Below are 19,973 nucleotides of genomic sequence, written 5' to 3'. Positions count from 1 at the left end.
TAATATGACAGACATTCGCGCGCACTACGACGTGGTGATAGTGGGGGCTGGGCCTGCGGGCCTGTCGGCCGCGCTCATTTTCGGCCGTCAGCAACGATCAGTTCTCTTGGCCGACCACGGAGAGCCTCGCAATGCAAAGGCCGAGCACATGCACATGTATCCCACCCGCGACGGACAGTCTCCGGTTGAGTTTCGCGCTTTGGCTCGCAAGGAAATCCAAGAACATCCTGGAGTGCGCCTGATGGATTCCCACGTTCAATCCATCACCGGTGAGGACGGCGCCTTTACGGTGACCCTCGATGAGTCCACAGTGGTGACTACCAGCAAAGTCTTGTTGGCCTCTGGCGTACGCGATGAGCTTGAAACCATCGCCGGTCTGTGGCAACGCTGGGGTTCGGACGTGGTCCATTGCGCCTACTGCCATGGTTACGAGACCAAGGGCCGCACCGTAGCGGTGATCTCGCACCGGGGCGAAGATGCGATGTTGGCCCGCTACGTGGCCGACCGTTTCGCCACCAGCGTCACCCTATGCACCAACACCATTGAGGTGGGCGAGGAAATGACGGAGGCGGCTCAGGCCGGTGGCGTGAAAATTGACCGGCGTCCGGTGGCACGCATCGACGGGGAGCCCGGCCAGCCCACGGTCGTCTTTTCCGATGGGGCCGACGTTGTCGCCGACGTGATCTTTCACCGTCCCGCGTTCAGGCAGTCGAACGATCTGGCCGCGTCGCTGGGATGCGATCAAGATGCCGAAGGCCTCATTGTCGTTGACCAGTCCATGGCGACCTCGGTTCCGGGAGTGTTTGCCGCTGGGGATGCCGCTATCGTCTCCGGCGCGGTTGGCCACACGGCGTTCGTGGCCAGCGCCGTGGCCGATGGCCAGCGAGCCACGGTGTGGATGGAGCGGGACCTTTTCATCTCCTCGATGAAGTGACCGCATGTGCCGTGTTCGCTCATTTATGTCGCCGCCGTGTGCGCCACGGGTTCGATGACTCGGTCAGCCCATCGGACGACCTCGGTTTCGTGACTAGCGATAAGGATCGCGGTGCCAGCTTGAGCTCTGCGGCGCAGTAGTCGCATGACCAGGGAGGTATTGCCCGCGTCGAGGGCGGCCGTCGGCTCATCGAGCAACAGGATTTCAGCGTCGACGGCCAAGGCCCTCGCCAGGGCCGCGCGTTGGCGTTCCCCGCCGGAGCACGCTCCGGGTTTTCGCCGTAGGACCGCCCCGGTCAGGCCCACTTGGGCGAGAGCGCGGCGGGCCTGGGCGGTGGCTTCGGCTCGACTGAGGCCGGTGAGTTGAGAAATATGACCGCTGACCTGGCTCAGGAGACCGCGACCGGGGTTGAGCGCCAGAGCGCTGTCTTGGCTCATGAGTTGGAGGCGGGCCCAGTGCGTTCGGTCCCTTCGTTGGTGGCGGTCAATTCCGGTCACGGTCAGGCCGTTGGGGAGGTCTTCGCCGGCGGCGGCGCGCAAGACGGTGCTCTTACCCGTGCCCGACGGTGCACGCAGCACGACCATTTCTCCTGGCAGAAGGCGCATGTCGAGGTCGCTGATTAGCGTTTGGCATCCGGCGGTGACGGTGACCGGGTGCCATCCCACGGCGGTGGCCTCGTGGGACGCGGCCTCGACGGTGGGCGGCGGCATGACGTCGTCGACCACGGTCGTGGCAGGTTTGAGCTGGCCTTCGCTCATGTGGAGGATGGTGTTTGACACTGTGGACAGCCACTGGGTGTCGTGGCTAACGATGATGGTGCTTAGCCCCTCTTCACTGCGGCGACGAAGAGCGTTGGCCACCAGGGCCGCTGACGTGGCGTCCAGCGGCGCGGTTGGTTCGTCCAACAGCAGTAGCCGTGGTCGGTGATATTGGGCTCGCAAGAGGGCAACGCGGGCTGCTTGCCCAGTGGAGAGCGTGCCAGCTGGTCGATTCGCAAGTTCGGGTGCCAAACCCATGGAGGTCAGCGCCTGGGCGATATCACCGTGGTGTGCTCTCCCATCGCGGATGGTGTCGGCCACGGTGCGGTGTTCATCCAATGTGCGCATGGCGTCTTGTTCGCACACACCTATGTGTGACCAGCGAAAAGCCCGGCGACCACGGCTGGTTTCAGGCAGTGGGGACCCGCCAATCCTCAACTGGGCCGCATCGATGCGGAGGCCAGGACGGGCGGCGGCGGCAAGGACATGCAGCAGGGTGGATTTACCTGAACCACTGTCACCATAAATTCCGACGATCTGCCCGCTGGCGACGGTGAAATGGTCAATGTGGACCAGCTCCTGTGGGCCCGAGTGGACGCTGAGGGCCCGCACCTCGACATCATGGCCCGGCGACTCCACCGGGCGCGCGGGGATAGTGGGCCACTTCGGCAGGGCCGCCCCGCCGGGTCCGGGAACGAGCAGTTGCGCCAGCCGGTCAAGACTCACCACGATCAGCACGGCAACGATGGCGATGGCGCTGGCCGGGGCGGCCACACTCAGCCACGACAGTTGAATGCCCGGCAGGTTTTCCCAGATCATGACCGCCCAATCGGCTGTCGTCGGTCCGGGGCCGAACCCAAGTACATGCAATGCGACCAGCAATTGCAACGCCGCCAGTATGCGCACAGCCGCATCGGCGATGATCGTTCCAGATAGGGCGGGAACTAGTTCCCGCACCACAATGCCTAGGGGGCCTTCGCCACGCCTGGTGGCGACCCGGACGAATTCACGATCGGTCAGGACGGCCGCAGAGGCATGGATGACCCGAGCCGAGAGCGGCACTCCGATCATGAGCATCACGACGGCTGTAGCCACCGGGGCGGTGGTGACGACAGCGGCGGAGAGGACCACGACGGTGGCGGGCACAGCCATCAAAGCCGCCGAGATCGGCCCCAGGCTGGCTTCGAGCCACCGTATTCGGCTGGCGCACAGCCCTATGAGCGCCCCCAATGCTGTCGTTGCCACGCCAATGGGGACGATTACCGCCAACAGCGAGCGCCCACCGTGCAGTATCCGCGACCACACGTCGCGACCCAAGCTGTCGGTGCCCAGCCACGAACCCGCCTGGAGCGACCATGGCTGCCCCACGGCCGAATGTGCAGGGTGCGGAGCCAGCCATGGCCCCGTCACGACCGCGACCAACACCCCCACCAAAAGCAGCAACAACACCCCAGTGGCGTTGATCCGTCGTCGCCGCACGATCGCACGCACCGGCATCACGTCATCCGTCCTTTATCGACTATGAGGTCAGCGGCGGTGTACAGGCTCATCGATACCACCACCAACACCAGCCCCGCGCCCTGGACCATTGGAGTGTCACGCGCGGCGACGGCCCCACTGAGCAATTGGCCGATTCCCGGATAGGCCAGCAGGGATTCCACGATGACACTGCCGCCGAGAATTCCGGCGGCCATGACCGCGAACACCTGTGCCAGCGGGCCGCGCATGCGAGGCAGCACATGTCGCAGGATGACCCGGTGGGCGGGCATTCCTCGCAGCCTGGCCGAGACAACCACATCCAAGCTGACAATGTCGTCGCTGCTGCCCTTAAGCATTCGGGTCGACCAGGCGATGGCCGGGATGGCCAACGACAACACTGGCAAAAGAAGAATCTCGACGCGATCCCACGGCTGTTGCCCCGGTGCCAGCAACGACACCGACGGCACCCAGCCCAGTCGCACCGACAGCAACGCGACTAGCGCAACGGTCAAGACCGCCTCGGGTAGCCCCGCGCAAGCGGCGAGCCCCACCGACGTGCGCGTGGCTACCGGACGTCCTCGGTTCCAGCTCAACACCAGGGCCAGCGCGACCGTAGCCACAGCGGCAATGAGGATGGCGGGCATGGCGATGGCTGCGGTGTTGATCAGCCGGTCGGCCACTCGCGGCCACACTGGGCTGCCGTCGATCAGAGAATGGCCCAGGTCGCCGCTGAACACCGCGCTCCACCAATCCCACAGCCTCACACCTATCGGTTGGTCGAGCCCATAGATGTGGCGCAACTGTTCGGCCCGCTCAACGTCAGCGCCAGCCTGCACATCGGCGAGGTCGGAGGGCAGCATCTCGGTCAGGAGAAACAACCCAGTCAGGACCGCCCCCATACCAAGGAGCCATGCGCCTAGCCTGGCCAGGGACCGGATTCGTCTCGAGGCCCGTGCGCCCTCCACCGCAGGTGACAGCATGTGCCGCTACTGTTCAAGTGTTACCCGTGAGAGGTCATAGCGGTTGCCGTGGGCTGGCAGCCCACTGACATGTCCGGCGTGCAAGTCCACTCCGTCGCCGAACCCCCACACGACCCAGCCGCCTTCCTCGGCCATGCGGTAGTGCAGTTGATGCAATATTTCGAGGCGAGCCTCCTCATCGGTTTCGGACATGGCCGCGGCGAAATCGGCGTCAAACTCCTCGTCTTTCCAACCTGTCTCGGAGAAGGCGGCGGAGCTCAGTACGGTCTGGCGCACGGTGGTGGCAAAGGAGGTATCGGCGTAGTAGCCAACCGTGAAGGGCTCCACCGTGTATGCCTGCGACCAATATTGTTCGGGGGCGTGCTGTTCGACGTCGACCCTGATCCCGACTTCGGCCAACTGTTCGGCGGCCACAGTCGCGGTGGGGAGCATCGCCGGGTAGGCGGTGGTGGTGTGCAAGACGACGTCGAAGCCATCCGGATAGCCGGCCTCCTCCAGCAAGGACCGGGCCTTTTCCAGGTCGCGTTCGACAGCGGGGACGTCCTCGGGCACAGAGGGCTCGTCGTACTTGATCATGTCGTTTCCCACGACCCCGTAACCCAGGTACACCTGGTCGACTAGGGCTTGGCGGTCTAGAGCGAGTTTGACGGCCTGGCGCACCTGTGGGGAGTCGAATGGGGCAGTGTCGACCCGCAGTAGCAGGGGCACACACTCGGAGGCCGGACGCACGTGTACGGCTGTTCCCTCCTCAGCGGATTCGGCGGCGGCGGGCATGACCGAGGCGGCGACGTCCACCTCTGCGCTGGAGACGGCCGAGGCCAACGCCTGCGGGCTGCTGAAGGCCCGAATCTCCACCCGAGCGACCGCTGGTTTCTCACCCCACCAGGTTTCGCTCCGGTCCAGGTTCGCACCTTGATCGTCCATCTCAGCCAGAGTGAAGGGACCGGAGCCAACCGGCTGGGCGAAGTCTGTCGTTGCCTCCGGTACGACGAAGGTCCCAAACGCGAGAGTCAAGGGCAGTTCAGCGTCCGGGGCTGAGGTGACGATGGTCAACGTGTGTTCGTCGACAATCTCGCTTGCCTCCACGTCGACCAGGCCCAGCCGGTTGCCGTTTTCGGCGGCCAGCTCGCTCATACGTCCCAGACTGAACAGGACGTCATCGGCGGTGACCGGCTTTCCGTCACTAAAGACCGCGTCGTCGCGCAGGTCGAGGGTCCATCTCGTGGCGTCCTCGTCGGGCGTCCAGGCACGAGCCAAGGCGGGGACTATGTTGCCTTGTTCGTCGGTGGTGGCCAGCATGTCGTATACGCAGGTGTGGCGGAGCCAATCCGATTCGTTGAACAGGGACCCGTGTGGGTCAAGGGCGGCGGCTGATCCCGCGCCCGCGACCGACCCGAAGCGCAAGATGCCTTGTGGTCGACCGCTATCTGCCGAACCGGTTCCACAGGCGCTCACCAGAGCTCCGAGGGCGGCGGCGGTGCTGAGTCCGAAGAGTCGGCGGCGGTTGAGGTTAGTCATGATGTCGTCTCTCTGAAATTTCGGGGTAGGACAAAGGTGAGGCTCATAGGGCTCGCGACAGGATCTTCGCGACGTGAGCGACGGCGGGGTCGCGCAAGATCGAGTAGTGGTGGGCGTCGATATCGACCACGGTGAGGGGTCCCGGAATCCAGGCGCTCCAACCCAGTTGGGGATCGTCAGCGTCGTCGACGCCCATCCCTTGGCCGCTGTTGCGCGGAGAGGTCACACTCGCGCGCAGCAATACCGACTCGATCGATGCGGGCAGCACCCCGGCGTGGTGGTCGGCTAGGCCACGCAGATGGCGGGAGAACACCGCGAAGCGTTCTTCGAGGGCTTCAACGCTGGCGGCGGCGTTGGCCTTCACGAGGGCCTGGGCGAGGCTGCGCCAGTCTTGGTGCGGGCCCATGTCTAGTCCCAGGAAAGCCTCGGTTGAGCGCAATTGGCGCAGCCGCTGTTGTTCTTCAGTGGCCTGGGCGTCAAGGCCGGCCAGGGCAACGATGCGTTCCGGGGAATTGGAGTCGATCATAAGCAACCGGTCGACCGCGCCGTGGCCAGCGTGAATCAGACGAGCCACCTCGTGGGCGACCGTGCCGCCCATCGACCAGCCGCCAATAGTCCACGGACCCTGTGGTTGCACGTCGGCGATGAGTCTGCGATAGCACTCGGCCAGCGCCGGAATCGCCGTGGGCATGGCGTGACCTTCGAGGCCGGGGTCGCCAATGGCCAGGATGGGGCGGGACGTCTCGAGCAGGCGCGACAGCTCCACATAGCACAGGATGTCTCCCCCGGAGGGGTGCAGTAGGAACACCGGTCGGCCCGTTCCCGAGCGCAGTTCGAATAGTCCCTTGCGCAGGTGGGTCATCTCCACGGTCGAGGCAGCGGCGGCGGCGAAACCTTCCACGGCCTGGGCGTCTCGACACAGTTCTTGCAAGGTTGGCTCGCGCAGGAAGCGACGCATATCGACGTCTATGCCCAGGTCGCGCCGTAGCGCACCGACCATGCGGACGGCCAACAGTGAGTCGCCTCCCAAGGCGAAGAAGTCGGCTTTAGGGCCCGGTTGCTCCTCAAGGTCGAGCAGGCGGGTCCACACCGCGGACACTTGGGCGAGGGTTTCGGCCGCGATCGGTTCGTTGCCCTGTCGGGGTTGCGAAGGGGTCGGTTCGAGGTCCTTGGGACTGTCCCATCGTGGGTTGGGTTCGGTGGCCAAGGTCTGGGTGACCGTCCACTCTTCCTCATTCAGTAGGGCCTGGAGTCGTTCGTGGATAGTGTGAGAGATGGTCTGGGCGACGCCGTCGCCAAACAGTTCATCGACCGATGCCAAGGAGATCACCAGATGCCCTTGGATGTCGTAGGTGCGCAGCTCCAATTCCACTTGCGGGGTGCGCAGACGCTGGTCATAGGTGGCGTCGTCGACTCGGCCGAGCACTCCGGCCTGATTGGTCGGGCTACCACCGAGCGCGGCGTCCATACCGATGGTCGATTGGAACACCACCGGGGCGACTGAGGAGGTGCGGCCGCCTCGGCGCGCCATCTGGCGTCCGATGTCCACGGCGCTGACGCGACGGTGTTCGTCGCAGACTCGCTGTTGCTCGCCGATCCGTTCGCACAGGCTCACGAAGTCGGCCTCGGACAATTCCACGGGCAGCAACGCGGTGCGAGAGAAGGGGCCGATCATGGAATCGACGTCCTCGTGTAGGGGCAACCGATTGTGCTGCAACGTATTGAGCAACATGCGCTGTTGGCCGGTGACATCGTTCAGGGCTAGCGTGAATACGGTCAGCAACGCCGAGGCGGGGGTGACTTCAAAGCGTTGGCACATCTGACGCAGGCGCTGCCATTTATCGGGGGTGAGACGGAACTCCCGCATCGTCATCTGCTCGTTTTTGACTTCTGAGATGTGACGTTGCCGGGGCAGGGCCGGGGCGGCGGGCAAATCCTCGAGCCGTTCGTTCCACCATTGCCGGTCGGCCTCTTGGGCCCGTTGTTGGTCGGGTGCGGTCACTGAGGCGACATAGTCGCCAAAGTCGATGTCGAATGGTGCGCCCAGTGAGGTCGGCTCGTTGAGTTGAGCCAATAGCTCACGGAAGTACAGTCCATTGGACCAACCATCCATGATCAACAGGCTGCTGGCGATGTGCAGGCGTCCCCGCTGGGCGGAAAGGATACTGAATCCGACGCGGACGCCACATTCGTGTCGTGGGTCTGGTCCGCAGCTGGCCCAGTGGGAACGAATCTGTTCCAACCTCTCTGCGGGGTCGGCTAGGGCGGTAAGGTCATGTACTTCGACCGGTGTACGCCAGGAGGTGTCGCTTTCGGGCCGAATGCGCTGGGTACCGTCTGGCAGAATCTGGGCGCGCAGCATCGGGTGGTGTCGCCACAGGCGTTCGGTGGCCAAGCGCAGTGCCGAAGCGATGGTGTCCGCGTCGAACGATCCCTCGGTGACCGCCTCAATGTCGGTGCTGACGTGGGCGGTCTCGTAGGAGATGTCCCAGGCTCCACTTTGGCCGACGAAGTACGCCTGTTGCAGGGGCAGCAACCCAAAGGGCGCGAACGGATCTTCACGCCGTACCAACGGCACCTCGGTGGAGGAATCGGTGTTTCCTCGCATGAGCGCGGCGAGTTCGTTGATCGTCACATCGGCTCTGACTTGAGTCAAGGGCAGGACGAATCCGGTGCGGCGGCGCAGCTCGGCAGCCATGCGGACTGCCATGAGCGAGTCGCCACCAAGGGCGAGGAAGGAGTGGTCGCCGATATCGGCTTCGTCAAGGTTGAGGACCTCCGCCCACAGGCTTTTGAGAGTCTCCTCCGTCGGAATCGAGGTTTCGCCCTCAGATATGGCCTCGGTGGAGGCCGGTTGCCGCGCAGAGTCTACTGCCGCGCCAACGGTGCCAGGCTGTGGTTGGTCTGAGTTAGTCTCCGTGGGCTCATCTTCGGCGAGTGCGGCAACGTAGCGTTCGAAATGCGCTCGTGCCGCGTCGAGGTCGAGGACGCTGTCGCACACGTCCCATTGCAAAACCAGCGCACCCCGGTGCTCGAACGCTTGATGGTCGAGCCACACCTGTGGAGTCTGGCTGATGCCATCCACTTGCGACCCCAGCCACTCGTGGTCGTGTGGTTGGTCCCCTCCGAGCCGGTCCAGGCCCAGCATGGAGGTGAAGACGACCGGGACATTGGAGGACTTGCCTCGGGATCGGCTCCAGTCGGTGAGAACTTCCAATCCGCTGTAGAGGCGATGGTCTAGGTCATCGGCGAGGCGATCTTGAGTCGCCCGGACAGCCTCCCATTGCCGAGCGGTGTCCTCACCAAGGTTGGCCTCATGAACGATCATCGAGGAGAACTCACCTACGACGCGTTCCACGCCCGGCACCGGAGGCCGGTCGAACACGGTGAGCGTGACCGAAAAGTGCCGACGCCCCGACCAGTTGGCCAACGCTTCGCAGTAGCGGTTGAGCACGAGCGCCGTCGGGGTGACGCGCTGGGCGGCAGCCTGTTGTCGCAGGTATTGCCATCGTTGGGCCGGAATCTGGGCGGCCAGGCGCGTAAAGTGCGGCCGACCGGTCGCTTCTGTGCTGGCGATGGGCGGGCCCTCTGGCAGGGTGGGCACTCGCTTCGTCCAATATTCCTTGGCGGCCCGATATCGCGGGCTTTCACTTCGAGCGGCATCGGCGGCGACGCAGGCGGCGAAGGTGGTCGGCACTGGCGGCAGCGACGTGTCTGGGTCGCGGTAGAGCGTACACAGTTCCCGGTCAATGAGCATCCAGCTGGCCGAGTCGCAAACGAGTACGTCCACCGACAGCAGTAGCCGGGCCCTGCCACCGGGGAGCAAAACCACCTGCGGATGAATTAGTGGCCAGCGGGCGGGGTCGGCCACTCGAGTCGAGAGGCGGGCCCGGATGCTTTCCAGGCGGGTTTCGGCTTCGGTTGCGCAGTGTTCTCGGAGGTCGTCGACGGACAGTTCGAAGTGTGGGGGTGGGTCCAACAGTCGGTGTTCACCCGAGGCGGTTATGACAGTGCGCATCATGGGGTGGCGTTCGATGACGCGCCGCCAGGCGTTCTCATAACGCTCCACATCCAGTTGTGGGCAGTCGTACTCGAGGTAGAAGTGGCATCCGACGCCCTGTTCGCCGCTGCGCGAGGGGTCTACTCCCCTAGTCCGGCCGATCCAGTAGGCGTGCTGGACTCGGGTCAGTCCGAAGCGGTCAAGCGGGGTGGCGGTGCTGGGACTGGCAGTACTTTGCACCTCGACGGCGGCGATCTCGGATACGTCGATCAGCCCGGCGCAAGCGCTGACCGTCGAGGAGGACAGCAGATCGCGCAACCGCAGTTCGATGCCGTGTCGTTCTCGTAGCAATGCGAGCACGCGGGTCGCCAGGAGCGAATGGCCGCCCAGGGCGAAAAAGTCGTCCTCAGCCGATCGCACCTCGCGCCCCAGGACTTCGCTCCAGATCGCGGCAATTAGTTGTTGGGCGGGGTCATCGAGCGGCGATGGTTCGCCACCGGTGCCGTTGACCCCGGCGCGGCGGGTGATATCGAGTGCACGAGATCGGGTGTTGAGCTCGGTTGGTGAGGCGGCAAGGTACCCGTTCCAAGGCAGGGTCGGCAGACGCAAGAGAAGGTCAACCACGTCGTCGATGTCGATGGCGTGCCGCAGGCTCACTTCGGAGGCCGTGTTCTCCTCTTGCGCGGTTCCCAACCGGATGCGGTCCCAGTTGACCGACAGCCAGCCGCGTGAACAGGCGAGGCCATCGAGGAAACGTCCAGCGGCGACGTAGGCTCCCAACCCGAAGCCACCAATGGTTCCAGCGGCCGAGGACATGAGGATGACACGGTCGGGTTTTGTGTGCGCCGCGTCGATGGCCTGGGCCAGTTCCACCGCCCCGCGCACTTTCGGGGCTAGGGCGGCGGTGATGGCGGCCTCGTCGAGGTCAGCCAGGGGCGCTAGGTCGATCGAGACGGGCGCGTGCACGATGACGCCCAGGCTGCCGTGCCGGCCAGAGATGTCGTGGAGAACTTCGCCCAGCGCGCCCGGTTGCGCTACGTCCACCTGGTGGGCTTCGACGTTGGGGCCCTTCAGGTCGCACCATCGTTCCCAGCGTGGATCGTCGGGGGCCGGCAGGGTACGTCCCAGCAGGATCACCGGCGTATGGGGCGACTTTTCGCGGAGGCGACGGGCCAGGGCCAGGCCGACGTTTCCAAACCCGCCGGTGATGATCCACGGGGCTTCGACCGAGGTTTGTTCGCTGGTGTCCTCAGGTGTCCATGATTCCCAGCGGCGCGTCCACCGGTGGGTTCCTCGTATCGCCACATGGCTGGCCTTGGCCGCCTCGTCCAGGTCGCTGTGGAGGTCGGCAAGCTCGTCGAGCACCGCATCGCAGGCGGCCTCGGTGATGGGGGCGGTCTCTAGATCGAGGGTGCGCCAGCGGGTTCCAGCGAATTCTTGGGCCAATACTCGCGGCAGTCCGCTGGCGGCCGTGGCGGCGGGGTTGATCTCCTCGCCGCCGGTGACGGCCTCAGCGGCGCAGGTGACATGTAGGAGCGGCCGCGCACCCGTGGCGGCGAAGGATTGGGCGAGGCGCTGCCAACGTTTGAGTTCACCTGCGACATCGGTCGGATCGGCCGGGTTGGAGACCATCATGACGATGTCGGTCTCCTCCTCAACCTCGCTGGTGATATGAGCGAATCGTTGCCGAGCCGCCGTGGCCAATGAGGTGTGCTCGGCCCAGTCGGCTAGGAGGGCGAGGCGCTTTGTTCGCAAAGGTTGACGTCGGGCGGGCCGGTCGCGTCTCCAGCTGGGTAGTTGTAGGGGATTATCGGGGCTTGGCTGCGGGCCGGAGGCTTCGCGTTGGGCTCTGGTCGCACCAAGCAGGTGCGGCAAGGCGTAGCGTCGCCGCTGCCATGGGTAGGTCGGGACTCTTCGGCCTGGTTGGCGTGGCACGAGCCGGTCAAGGTCGAGTTCGATGCCATGGGACCAGGCCTGGCCAAGGCACTCCAGTAGCGCCCGCCGTCCGGCCCCTGCGGTGGTGGCTTCGGAGGCGGTGGCGAAGGTGGTGAGCCGGTCGCGGATGCCTTCACCTGTGGCGATGGAGGCGAGGCTTGCCCCTGGCCCGGGCTGAATGAGAAGGCTGTCGCCCAAGGCGGTGGCGGTATCGAGGGCTCGATCCATGCGTACGGTTCCCCGGAGGTGACGCACCCAATGTTCGGGCTCGAGCGGCCCGGTGACCAGGTCGCCGTCGAGGGTGCTGATCATGGTGCGGTGTGGCCGCTGCGGTGGGAACGTGTCAACCAGTTGCCGCAGTTGCGCCATGACCGGTTCAACGTGGCGCGAATGGGCGGCAACGGCGACGTCGACCCGGTGATGTTCGACGCCGCGACGCTGTAGATCCGACTCCAGCGCGGCGATATCGGCCTGTGCACCGGCGAGGACGCACAACTGTGGGGCGTTGACCGCCGCGAGGTCGATTCCGGGATGAGCAGCGAGCAATTCCGCGACCTCAGTGGTCGGAAGCGCCACGGTGACCATGGAACCAGGTGGCAGGGTCTGCATGAGTCGGCTGCGTTCAGCCACGAGCCGGCAAGCGTCGGCCTCCGACAGCGCCCCGGCGATAACAGCGGCGGCGTACTCACCGACGCTGTGCCCAAGGAGGACATCGGGGCGCAATCCGTAGCTTTCCAACAGCTGAGCCATCGCCACTTCCACGGCGAACAGCGCTGGCAGACCGGTGCCGGGTTGGTTCGCCACCGCGTTTGCCACAGCGATGTCGCGGGGGTCGCATCCGGTCTCGGCGCTGAAGAGGTTTGCCAACCGGTCAAGCGAGCGGGTGAAGTCCGGTTCGCTGCGGTAGAGGTCGGCGGCCATACCTGGAAACTGGGCTCCCCCGCCAGGGAAGGCGAAGATGAGCTGTGGTGGCGTCGATGGGGCGGACACGGGCGGTGCGGCGATGGTCACCTCGCCTCGTCCGTTACTCACTAGGGCGCCGCGCCATGGGTGCCGCCGCGCTCCATGTGCGAAGGCGGAGGCCAGCCTCGCGGGTTCGTCCTCGCTGGCGAGCAGATGTTGCACGTCTTCGGTGCGCTGGCGCAAGGCTTCACGGTCTGCGGCGGAGAGCAACGTGACGTGAGAATCCGCTACGGTCGGCCGGTGGGCGGTTGGCTTTGGCTGCGGTGGCGCTTCGAGGATCAGGTGAGAGTTGACTCCGCCGATGCCAAAGGAACTGACTCCGGCGATGCGTCTGGGAGCTTCCCAGGGGCGCAGCTCGGTTGACAGGCGCAACGCGGAGTGTTCCAGTGGCAGGTTTGGGTTCGGCGTTTGCGCGTGCGCGGTCGGTGGCAGATATCCGCCGCTCACCGCGAGCGCGGCTTTGATAAACCCGGCCACACCAGCGGCGGCGTCGGTGTGTCCGATCAGTGATTTGACCGACCCCAGTGCGCACCAGGGTTGTTCGGCGTGGCCGAAGACTTCGTTGAGGGCCCGCACTTCGATGGGGTCGCCCAGTGCCGTACCCGTTCCATGGCCTTCGATGAGACCGATCTGGTCGGGGGCCACGTCGGCTACGGCTTGCGCCTCGGCGATGACGCGCGCTTGACCGCGCACCGATGGGGCGGAGAAGGCCACGGAGTCGGGACCGTCGTTACCGATGGCGCTGCCGAGCACGACCGCGTAAATGTCGTCACCATCGGCCAGCGCGTCGCTGAGTCGTCGCAGCACGACCACGCCCGCGCCTTGGGTGAACACAGTACCGGTGGCTTCGGCTCCGTAGGCCCGGGTGTGTCCGTCGGAGGAGAACGGCCCATCGGGAACGCTGAGGTAGCCCTGATCTTGCGGCAGACGGAGGGTCACTCCCCCGGCTAGTGCGGTGTCACATTCGTGCGATAGCAGCGAGTTCACCGCCAAGTGGATGGCCACCAGCGACGTGGCGCAGGTGGCGCCGACGGCGAGGGTGGGCCCGGTCAATCCCAGCACGCGGGCGGTGCGTTGCGGCAGGTAATCGGCGACATTGAGCCCATGTAGGAAGAGGCTGTCGACGGGGTCGTCCCCGCCACGCGGGTGGAATCGATCCCGGAGGTTGTCGATGAGGTAGGAGGAGAGGGATTGTCCGGCGAAAACGCCAACGGTTCCTCGCCGGTCGGGTGTGGCCAGGCAGGCGGATTCGAGTGCTTCTGCGGCGCATTCGAGGAAGACCCGCTGTTGGGGGTCCATCAGCTCGGCTTCGGTTTCCGACAGCCCTAGCGCCGCAGCGTCGATGGCGGTCGGGTCGGGCAGAATTCCGCTGACGGGCACGTAGCCGGGTCGGCGGCTCACAGCGGTCGGAACCTGGGCGCGGCGCAGTGCCTGCGCGTCCAGGCGGGTCAGTCCCTCGCGTCCGGAGCGGATGAGGTCCTCATATTCGGCAAGCGTGGTGGCACCGGGGAAGCGGCAGCTCATGGCGACCACGGCTACCCGGTGGTCGGGCACATAGTCGTGGGAATCGACGTGGGGGGAACTCACTTCTTTACTCCTTCGCCGCAGCGGCTATGAGGACGTGCTGACCGAAACGGGCTACGGGGTGGGCCAACTGGTCTGACTCGGTTTCGGCGGGGTCGGTCGGCACGAGATCTAGGACCGTCCAGCCGTTATCTTGCAGGTGCTGTCGCCACTGCGACATGGGCAGGAAAATGCGGCCGTTGTTGGCGCGCTCATCGGTAAAGGGGACCTTTGCGGTCGGTGGTGACATGAGAAAACGCATGGACATCAGCAACGGCAGGTGCTCGATGTGAGTTTCAATCATGACCAGGTGGCCGGAGTCGTTGGCGACGCTTCGCAATCGGCGACTGAGCATGGCGGGGTCATGGGCATTGTGGAACACGTTCGCGGCTAGGACGACGTCGAACCTCCTCGGGGGTGACTCCCAGGCGGCCGGATCGTTGATGTCGAAGAAACCGGTGGTCAGGCCACAGCGTCCGGCCCAGCGGTCGCGTCCTCGTTCGAGAAACCAACGGCTCACATCGGTGAAGTGGTAGTCGGCAGCCAGGTGACGAATACGGTCGAGGACGACGTCGGTGGTTCCGCCCATGCCGCCGCCTATTTCCAGTGCCGAGGGAGCGGTGGGCCCGTGGTGTTGTTCCAGGCATTGGGCTAGTGCCTCGGCTGCGGCGGCGTTGGTGTAACGGCTGGCCGCATTGGTTTGGTAGATCTCGGTGGTAATCGCCTCGTCTTCGAACAGCAGAGTTTGGGCACCAATGGTGTCGGTGAGGAGTTCACGCCAGTGCTCCGCGCAGCGGGCGAAGAAGTCGGTCAAAGCCCGACCTTCGCCTCGGCGGGGTGCCAGCTCGCGGGCTGTTTGCCAGGCGGCGTCGACCGCTTGCCGGGCGGGCGGTTCGGCATTCCATTCCCACTGTTGTTCGTGCCTACGCACAATGTCATGTGCGGCCAGCTCTTCGAGCCATCTGTCCACAATCGGAGCGTGACGGGCGGCGACACCACCTTTTCTGGCTAGGGACGCCGCGTCGAAGCGCTGAGTCGGGGCCAAGCAATGAAGGGCCGCATGCATTGACAAGAGTGCGGCCCGGTCGCGGGCGGAGGCCAATTGCGGCCCGGCCACGGGCCCACCGCGCCAGGCGGCGTCAGCGGCGGCAGACACGGCTTCGCGGTCGATCACGTCACACCTCAGTGAATGCAAATGATATTCATTATCAACGTGACTCTACCGCATGCACGCCGCACCACCTTTGCGCGAGGTCATCCTGCTTTAGTCAGGCCAGGAAAATATGGGTGTCGACCACAGCCGAGGGGCCATCAGCCAGCGGACTCCGGGACCAAAGCCCCGACTTGGTGCGCAGAAGCCACGTTCCCGCAGGCCCGAGGAGCAGCACCTAGCGAGACCAGACGATCGCCGGATCGCGCCAGAGCATCATGAGTGACCACAATGACCGCCTTGTCTCGCGTGCACTGGCGCAGATCCGCCATCAGCGCTGCGGCGGTCGCGGAGTCAAGGTGCGCCGTGGGTTCGTCCAACACCAGCACCGGACGCTCGGTCAACAAGGCGCGAGCCACCGCCAGCCGCCGTCGTTCACCCCCGGACAGCCCCATCCCCTCCGGCCCCAGCCGGGTATCAAGTCCATCGGGCAGCGAAGCGAGCAGATCACCCAAGCCGACCCTCTCCAACGCGCTGACCATGCGGCGCTGCCCGGAAGGACCAGTCAAGACTCCCTTCGGTTGAGCCAACGCCAGATTCGCGCCCAGAGTGCCCTCAAAGAAGACCGCGTCTTGTGGACACCAGGCGATAGGGGCCCTGACATCACCGGTGAGCAGGTCCGCTGTGTCGACCTCCGGCGACCAGATGGCATCTAGGTCCGCACCGTGAAGGTAGCGGCCCTGTCGCGGTCGGAGGAATCCCAAGATGAGGGCGAGCACGGTGGATTTTCCCGCCCCGGAGTCGCCGGTGAGGATCGTCCACTGTCCTGGGTTGGCCCGCAGGTCCACCCCCGAGGCAATGGTGGGCCCAGCGGGCCAACCGACCGCGACGTCCCGCAGCCGCAGGCTATTGGTGTTCTGCGAGGGTGTTTGCGGATGGTCCGGTTCGCGCGGCGCGGGAAGGTCGATGACGGTGCGCAAGCGGCGCGAGGTTTCGCCCAGTCCCTGCGCGGCTTGGGCGGCCGGGCCTACGGCGGCGATCGGTTCTACCAGTGCCAACGGGGTCAACGCCAATACCGCCAAGCCCGTTGCCGCCAACGTCCCAGCGGCGACCTGCCCGGCCCCGATCACGACCGCTAGCAGCGCCGCGGCTCCCAGCGAGGCCAAGACGATCGCCTCCACCGCGCCGGCCACAGTCGCTCGTCGCCGGTCATGGGCCGATTGCCGATCGGCCACCGAGTCTAGGTGGGCGAGAATTCCCCCCTCGGCCCGATGCGCTCGCACATCCACGGCGGCCTCGAGCGCGACAGACACGTGTTGTTCGGCCTCAGCACGCATCCGCACCGACTCACGGTCCGCAGACCACCGCGCGACCAGAATCGAGCCGATCATGGCGGCCACAACTGCCAGTGCCAAGGCTCCGGCGGCGGCCGGAGACAGGAAGGCCAGGATCGCCACACCCACGATGGCGCTACCCACAGCGATCATCGGTGGAAGGACAGCGCGCAGTACCTGTTCTTGGAACCGGTCAAGGTCTCCGATCACGTGCGAGACCGCGCGCTCCCCCACTCCGCGCATCACTGCTGGTCCGCGGCGGGTCATGGCTTCCCACAGTCGCAGTCGGAGCCCTTCCATGCACGAGAGAACCGCACTGTGAGAGCTGACGCGCTCGGCCCAACGTCCAATCGCTCGGGCTAGGCCAAAGGCTCGGACGCCGACGATGGCGACCATCAGCGTCAATAGCGGCGGCTGTTCGGAGGCTCGGACGATCAACCACGCCGAGGTGGCGCTCAAGGCGATTCCAGCTGCCGCTGCCGCGATTCCCACCAGGGCCGAGAACGCCAGTCGTTTGCGGGTCGAATGGTCCAGAAGGGCTCCACCCTCGCCGCGCTCATGCGGGTCGGCCTCCGTCGGCGGTTCGGTACCAGCTGGTCCCGCAGCGGTTGTGCTTGCCGGTTCCGGTCGGGTGGGAATGGCCTCAGCCGGTAGGTTTGGCACCGGCGAAGCCGGCAAAGTCACGGTGGCATCGGCTAGACCATGCAGCTGGGCATCATGAGTGACCAGTAGTGTCGTGGCTCGCCCTCGGCGAGCTCGCAACGCCATGGCGACGAGGGCGGCCGCCTCAAAGTCGAGGTGGGCGGTGGGTTCGTCAAGCAAGAGGGTGTCGGCTAGGCCCGCGTCGACGCGGGCCAGCGCCCGGGCCAAGGCCAAGCGCTGTCTCTGCCCAGGGCTGAAGGTGTGCGGGTCTTCTTCGCCCATGTGGCTGAGCCCCACTTCGGCCAGTATCGAGGTGATGGGGGCGCGGTCGCTGGAGTCCACATGCAGGGCGATCTCATCGATGGCCCGTCGCATGGTGACGGTGGGGTGTTGATTGACCAGCGCGAGGCGGTCTCGGTCGAGCCCGGTGAGCGAGCCGGTGATGTGCGCGTGCCGGTCGGTGACGTGCCCGGCTAGCACTGCCAACACAGTGGACTTACCGGTTCCGCTGGGGCCGGCGAGTGTGGTGATGCGGCCAGGTTCGAGTGTGAGGTCGAGGCTGGGTAGCTGTTGGCCTTCACGGTCGTGGTAGCTGACCGAGAGCCCGGTGGCGCTGATGCGCGGCGCCGACGTTTGTCCGGGTGTTCCCGGTAGCGCCGCTAGTGGTGTCCCGGAGGTTTGTTCAAGAATCGCTCTAACTTGTGTGACAGCTTCGCGCCCATCCTCACTAGAGTGGTGGGCCGCGCCGAGGGTTCGAAACGGCGCATACGCCTCGGGGGCGAGCACCAGCAGCAGTAGGCCCGTCTGTAGGTCCAGGGTTCCGTGCACGAGGCGCAACCCCACGGTGACGGCGACGAGGGCGACCGACATGGTCGCCAGCAATTCTAGGGCCATCGAGGAGAGAAAAACGGTGCGCAAAGTAGCGACGGTGCGAGTCCGCACGCGGCGGCTCAGGTCGGCCAACGCTTGAGCCTGGTCTCCGGCCCGGCCTAGGCCCACGAGCATTGGTAGGCCACGTACCAGCTGAGCCACATGATCGGCCAGGTGTGCGATGGCGCGGGTGGACTCGGCGGTGCGCTCGGCGGTGTGCATCCCTATCAGGGCCAGGAACACCGGCACCAACGGTACGGTGAGGGCGACGATGATGCCGGTGAGTAGGTCGGTGTACAGCAGCCATGCCACGATGATCAGCGGCACTATCGCCGATGAGGTCAGGGCGGGCAGGAAGCGCGACAGGTACGGGCGCACCGCGTCGAGGCCACTGGTGGCCAACAGGCTGCGGGCTCCGGTGGAGCCGGAGGGATCGGCGAGAGACTTCGCTAGCAGCCGTCGGCGTAGGTCCCGTTCAAAGCCCACGGCCGTGCGGGCTGCGGCCGCTTCACCTACCCAGGTGGCCCCGGCGCGCAGTCCGATCCCGGTCGCGGCGAGGACCAACCCGGGCGTCTCAATCCACGACCATGTCGCGTTCGCGCCCCACCCTCCGGCAATGGCGGCGACGGCGGTGGCAAGTCCCCACGCGGTCAGGATCATCCCCATCGCCTTTGCCACGGCGCATATGCCGGTGGTCGCGAGTACCGGGGCGGTGGTGTTTAGTTCGAGGCCAGCCAGTGGGCCTTTGCGCATCATCACGATCGCACCTGCGATTCCTCGGACTCGGGCGCGTCCGGCGGTTGGGCAGGTAGCGGCCTGACCGGGTGAACCTGGGGCATGTGTCCGGTGGAGAGGCGGCGGCGAAACACCCAGTACGTCCACCCCTGATAAGTGAGGACGACCGGCAGCCCGAACGCTGCGGCCCAGGTCATGACGGTGAGGGTGTAGTCGCTGACGGCGGCACTAGTCACGGTGAGGTCGGCATCGGAGCTGATCGAGCTGGGTAGGACGACCGGATAGGCGGCGGTGAAGATAGTGGCGATGGCAGTGACCAAGGCGAGGCCCCAGGCTGCGAAGGCTTGGCCCTCGCGGCCGACCGATGAGCGCCACCAGGCGACAGCTCCGGCGACCACGGTAGCGGCGACTCCGATCAGCAAAGGCCACGCTTGGGCCCGGGCGACGACCAAGTAGGCCCACGTGGCCAGTGGAGCCAGCCCGGCGGGGATCAGTAGATATGACAATTTCCGGGCCCGGTAACGCAAGTCCCCTTCGGTTTTTAGGGCCACGTACAAGGCTCCGTGAACCAGCGCGAAGCCAACGGCTGCCACTCCCCCGATCCAGGTAAGCGGGTGGAATCCCGCCAGGACCCCTCCGAGGCGGTTGCCGTTGTCGTCCAAGGGAATACCCAATGTGGTCGCTGCGAGCGCCTGGCCGACACCGAAGGCGATAATGGCCGAGCCCCACGTGAGGCATGCGGTCCACCAGGTCCGCCAGCGATCAGAGTCGTGTTTTCCGCGCCATTCGAAGGCGCAGGCCCGCAGGATGAGGGCGAGGACGACGAGGAGGATCGGCAGGTACAGGGCAGACAACAGGCTGGCATACCAGTGGGGGAAGGCGGCGAACATCGCGCCGATGGCCGTCACCAGCCACACTTCGTTGCCGTCCCATACCGGGCCGACGGTGTTGATCATGACGCGGCGTTCGGTCTCGTTGCGAGGGAGACGACCCAGCAGCATTCCCACGCCCAGATCGAATCCCTCTAGAAAGAGATAGCCAAGCCACAGCACGACGATGAGGATGAACCAGAGCGTTGCCAGGTCCATGTCAGTACCTCCGGTTCGGGTAGC

General features: G+C 65.5%; 8 protein-coding genes. 1 reads left to right on the top strand and 7 read right to left on the bottom strand.

The genetic code is table 11. The features are described 5' to 3' along the window. Window positions 1-4: 4 nt before the first annotated feature. Window positions 5-934 (top strand): NAD(P)/FAD-dependent oxidoreductase, encoded by a 930-nt coding sequence (locus JQS30_RS07240; protein ID WP_213172690.1) that lies wholly within the window; start codon window positions 5-7, stop codon window positions 932-934. Window positions 935-957: 23 nt separating this feature from the next. Here JQS30_RS07240 and JQS30_RS07235 read toward each other — a convergent pair whose 3' ends face one another. The 7 genes from JQS30_RS07235 to cydB all read right to left on the bottom strand — a co-directional run bounded on the left by JQS30_RS07235 (window position 958) and on the right by cydB (window position 19,949). Then, complete coding sequence (locus tag JQS30_RS07235; RefSeq protein ID WP_246498140.1) at window positions 958-3,189, bottom strand: ATP-binding cassette domain-containing protein; 2,232 nt, start codon at window positions 3,187-3,189, stop codon at window positions 958-960. Continuing rightward, on the bottom strand, window positions 3,189-4,070 hold the full coding sequence (locus JQS30_RS07230) for an ABC transporter permease (RefSeq protein WP_213172688.1): 882 nt from the start codon (window positions 4,068-4,070) through the stop codon (window positions 3,189-3,191). Before JQS30_RS07230 ends, JQS30_RS07235 begins: the two co-directional genes overlap by 1 nt. A gap of 87 nt (window positions 4,071-4,157) precedes the next feature. After that, window positions 4,158-5,669: an ABC transporter substrate-binding protein gene (locus JQS30_RS07225; protein WP_213172687.1), complete on the bottom strand. Its 1,512-nt coding sequence runs from the start codon at window positions 5,667-5,669 to the stop codon at window positions 4,158-4,160. A 43-nt stretch (window positions 5,670-5,712) separates the two neighbouring features. Beyond that, complete coding sequence (locus JQS30_RS07220; protein ID WP_213172686.1) at window positions 5,713-14,154, bottom strand: type I polyketide synthase; 8,442 nt, start codon at window positions 14,152-14,154, stop codon at window positions 5,713-5,715. 4 nt (window positions 14,155-14,158) lie between these two features. Further along, window positions 14,159-15,304, bottom strand: coding sequence for a class I SAM-dependent methyltransferase (locus JQS30_RS07215; RefSeq protein ID WP_213172685.1), 1,146 nt, complete (start codon window positions 15,302-15,304; stop codon window positions 14,159-14,161). Window positions 15,305-15,441: 137 nt separating this feature from the next. Then, window positions 15,442-18,882, bottom strand: a complete 3,441-nt coding sequence (cydC, locus tag JQS30_RS07210) for a thiol reductant ABC exporter subunit CydC (protein ID WP_246498139.1) — start codon at window positions 18,880-18,882, stop codon at window positions 15,442-15,444. Next, complete coding sequence (gene cydB / locus JQS30_RS07205; protein WP_213172683.1) at window positions 18,882-19,949, bottom strand: cytochrome d ubiquinol oxidase subunit II; 1,068 nt, start codon at window positions 19,947-19,949, stop codon at window positions 18,882-18,884. Before cydB ends, cydC begins: the two co-directional genes overlap by 1 nt. Window positions 19,950-19,973 lie beyond the last annotated feature (24 nt).

This window comes from Natronoglycomyces albus (assembly GCF_016925535.1).
GTDB classification, from domain to species: Bacteria; Actinomycetota; Actinomycetes; order Mycobacteriales; family Micromonosporaceae; genus Natronoglycomyces; species Natronoglycomyces albus.
This window is presented reverse-complemented; position numbering and strand designations above follow the sequence as displayed.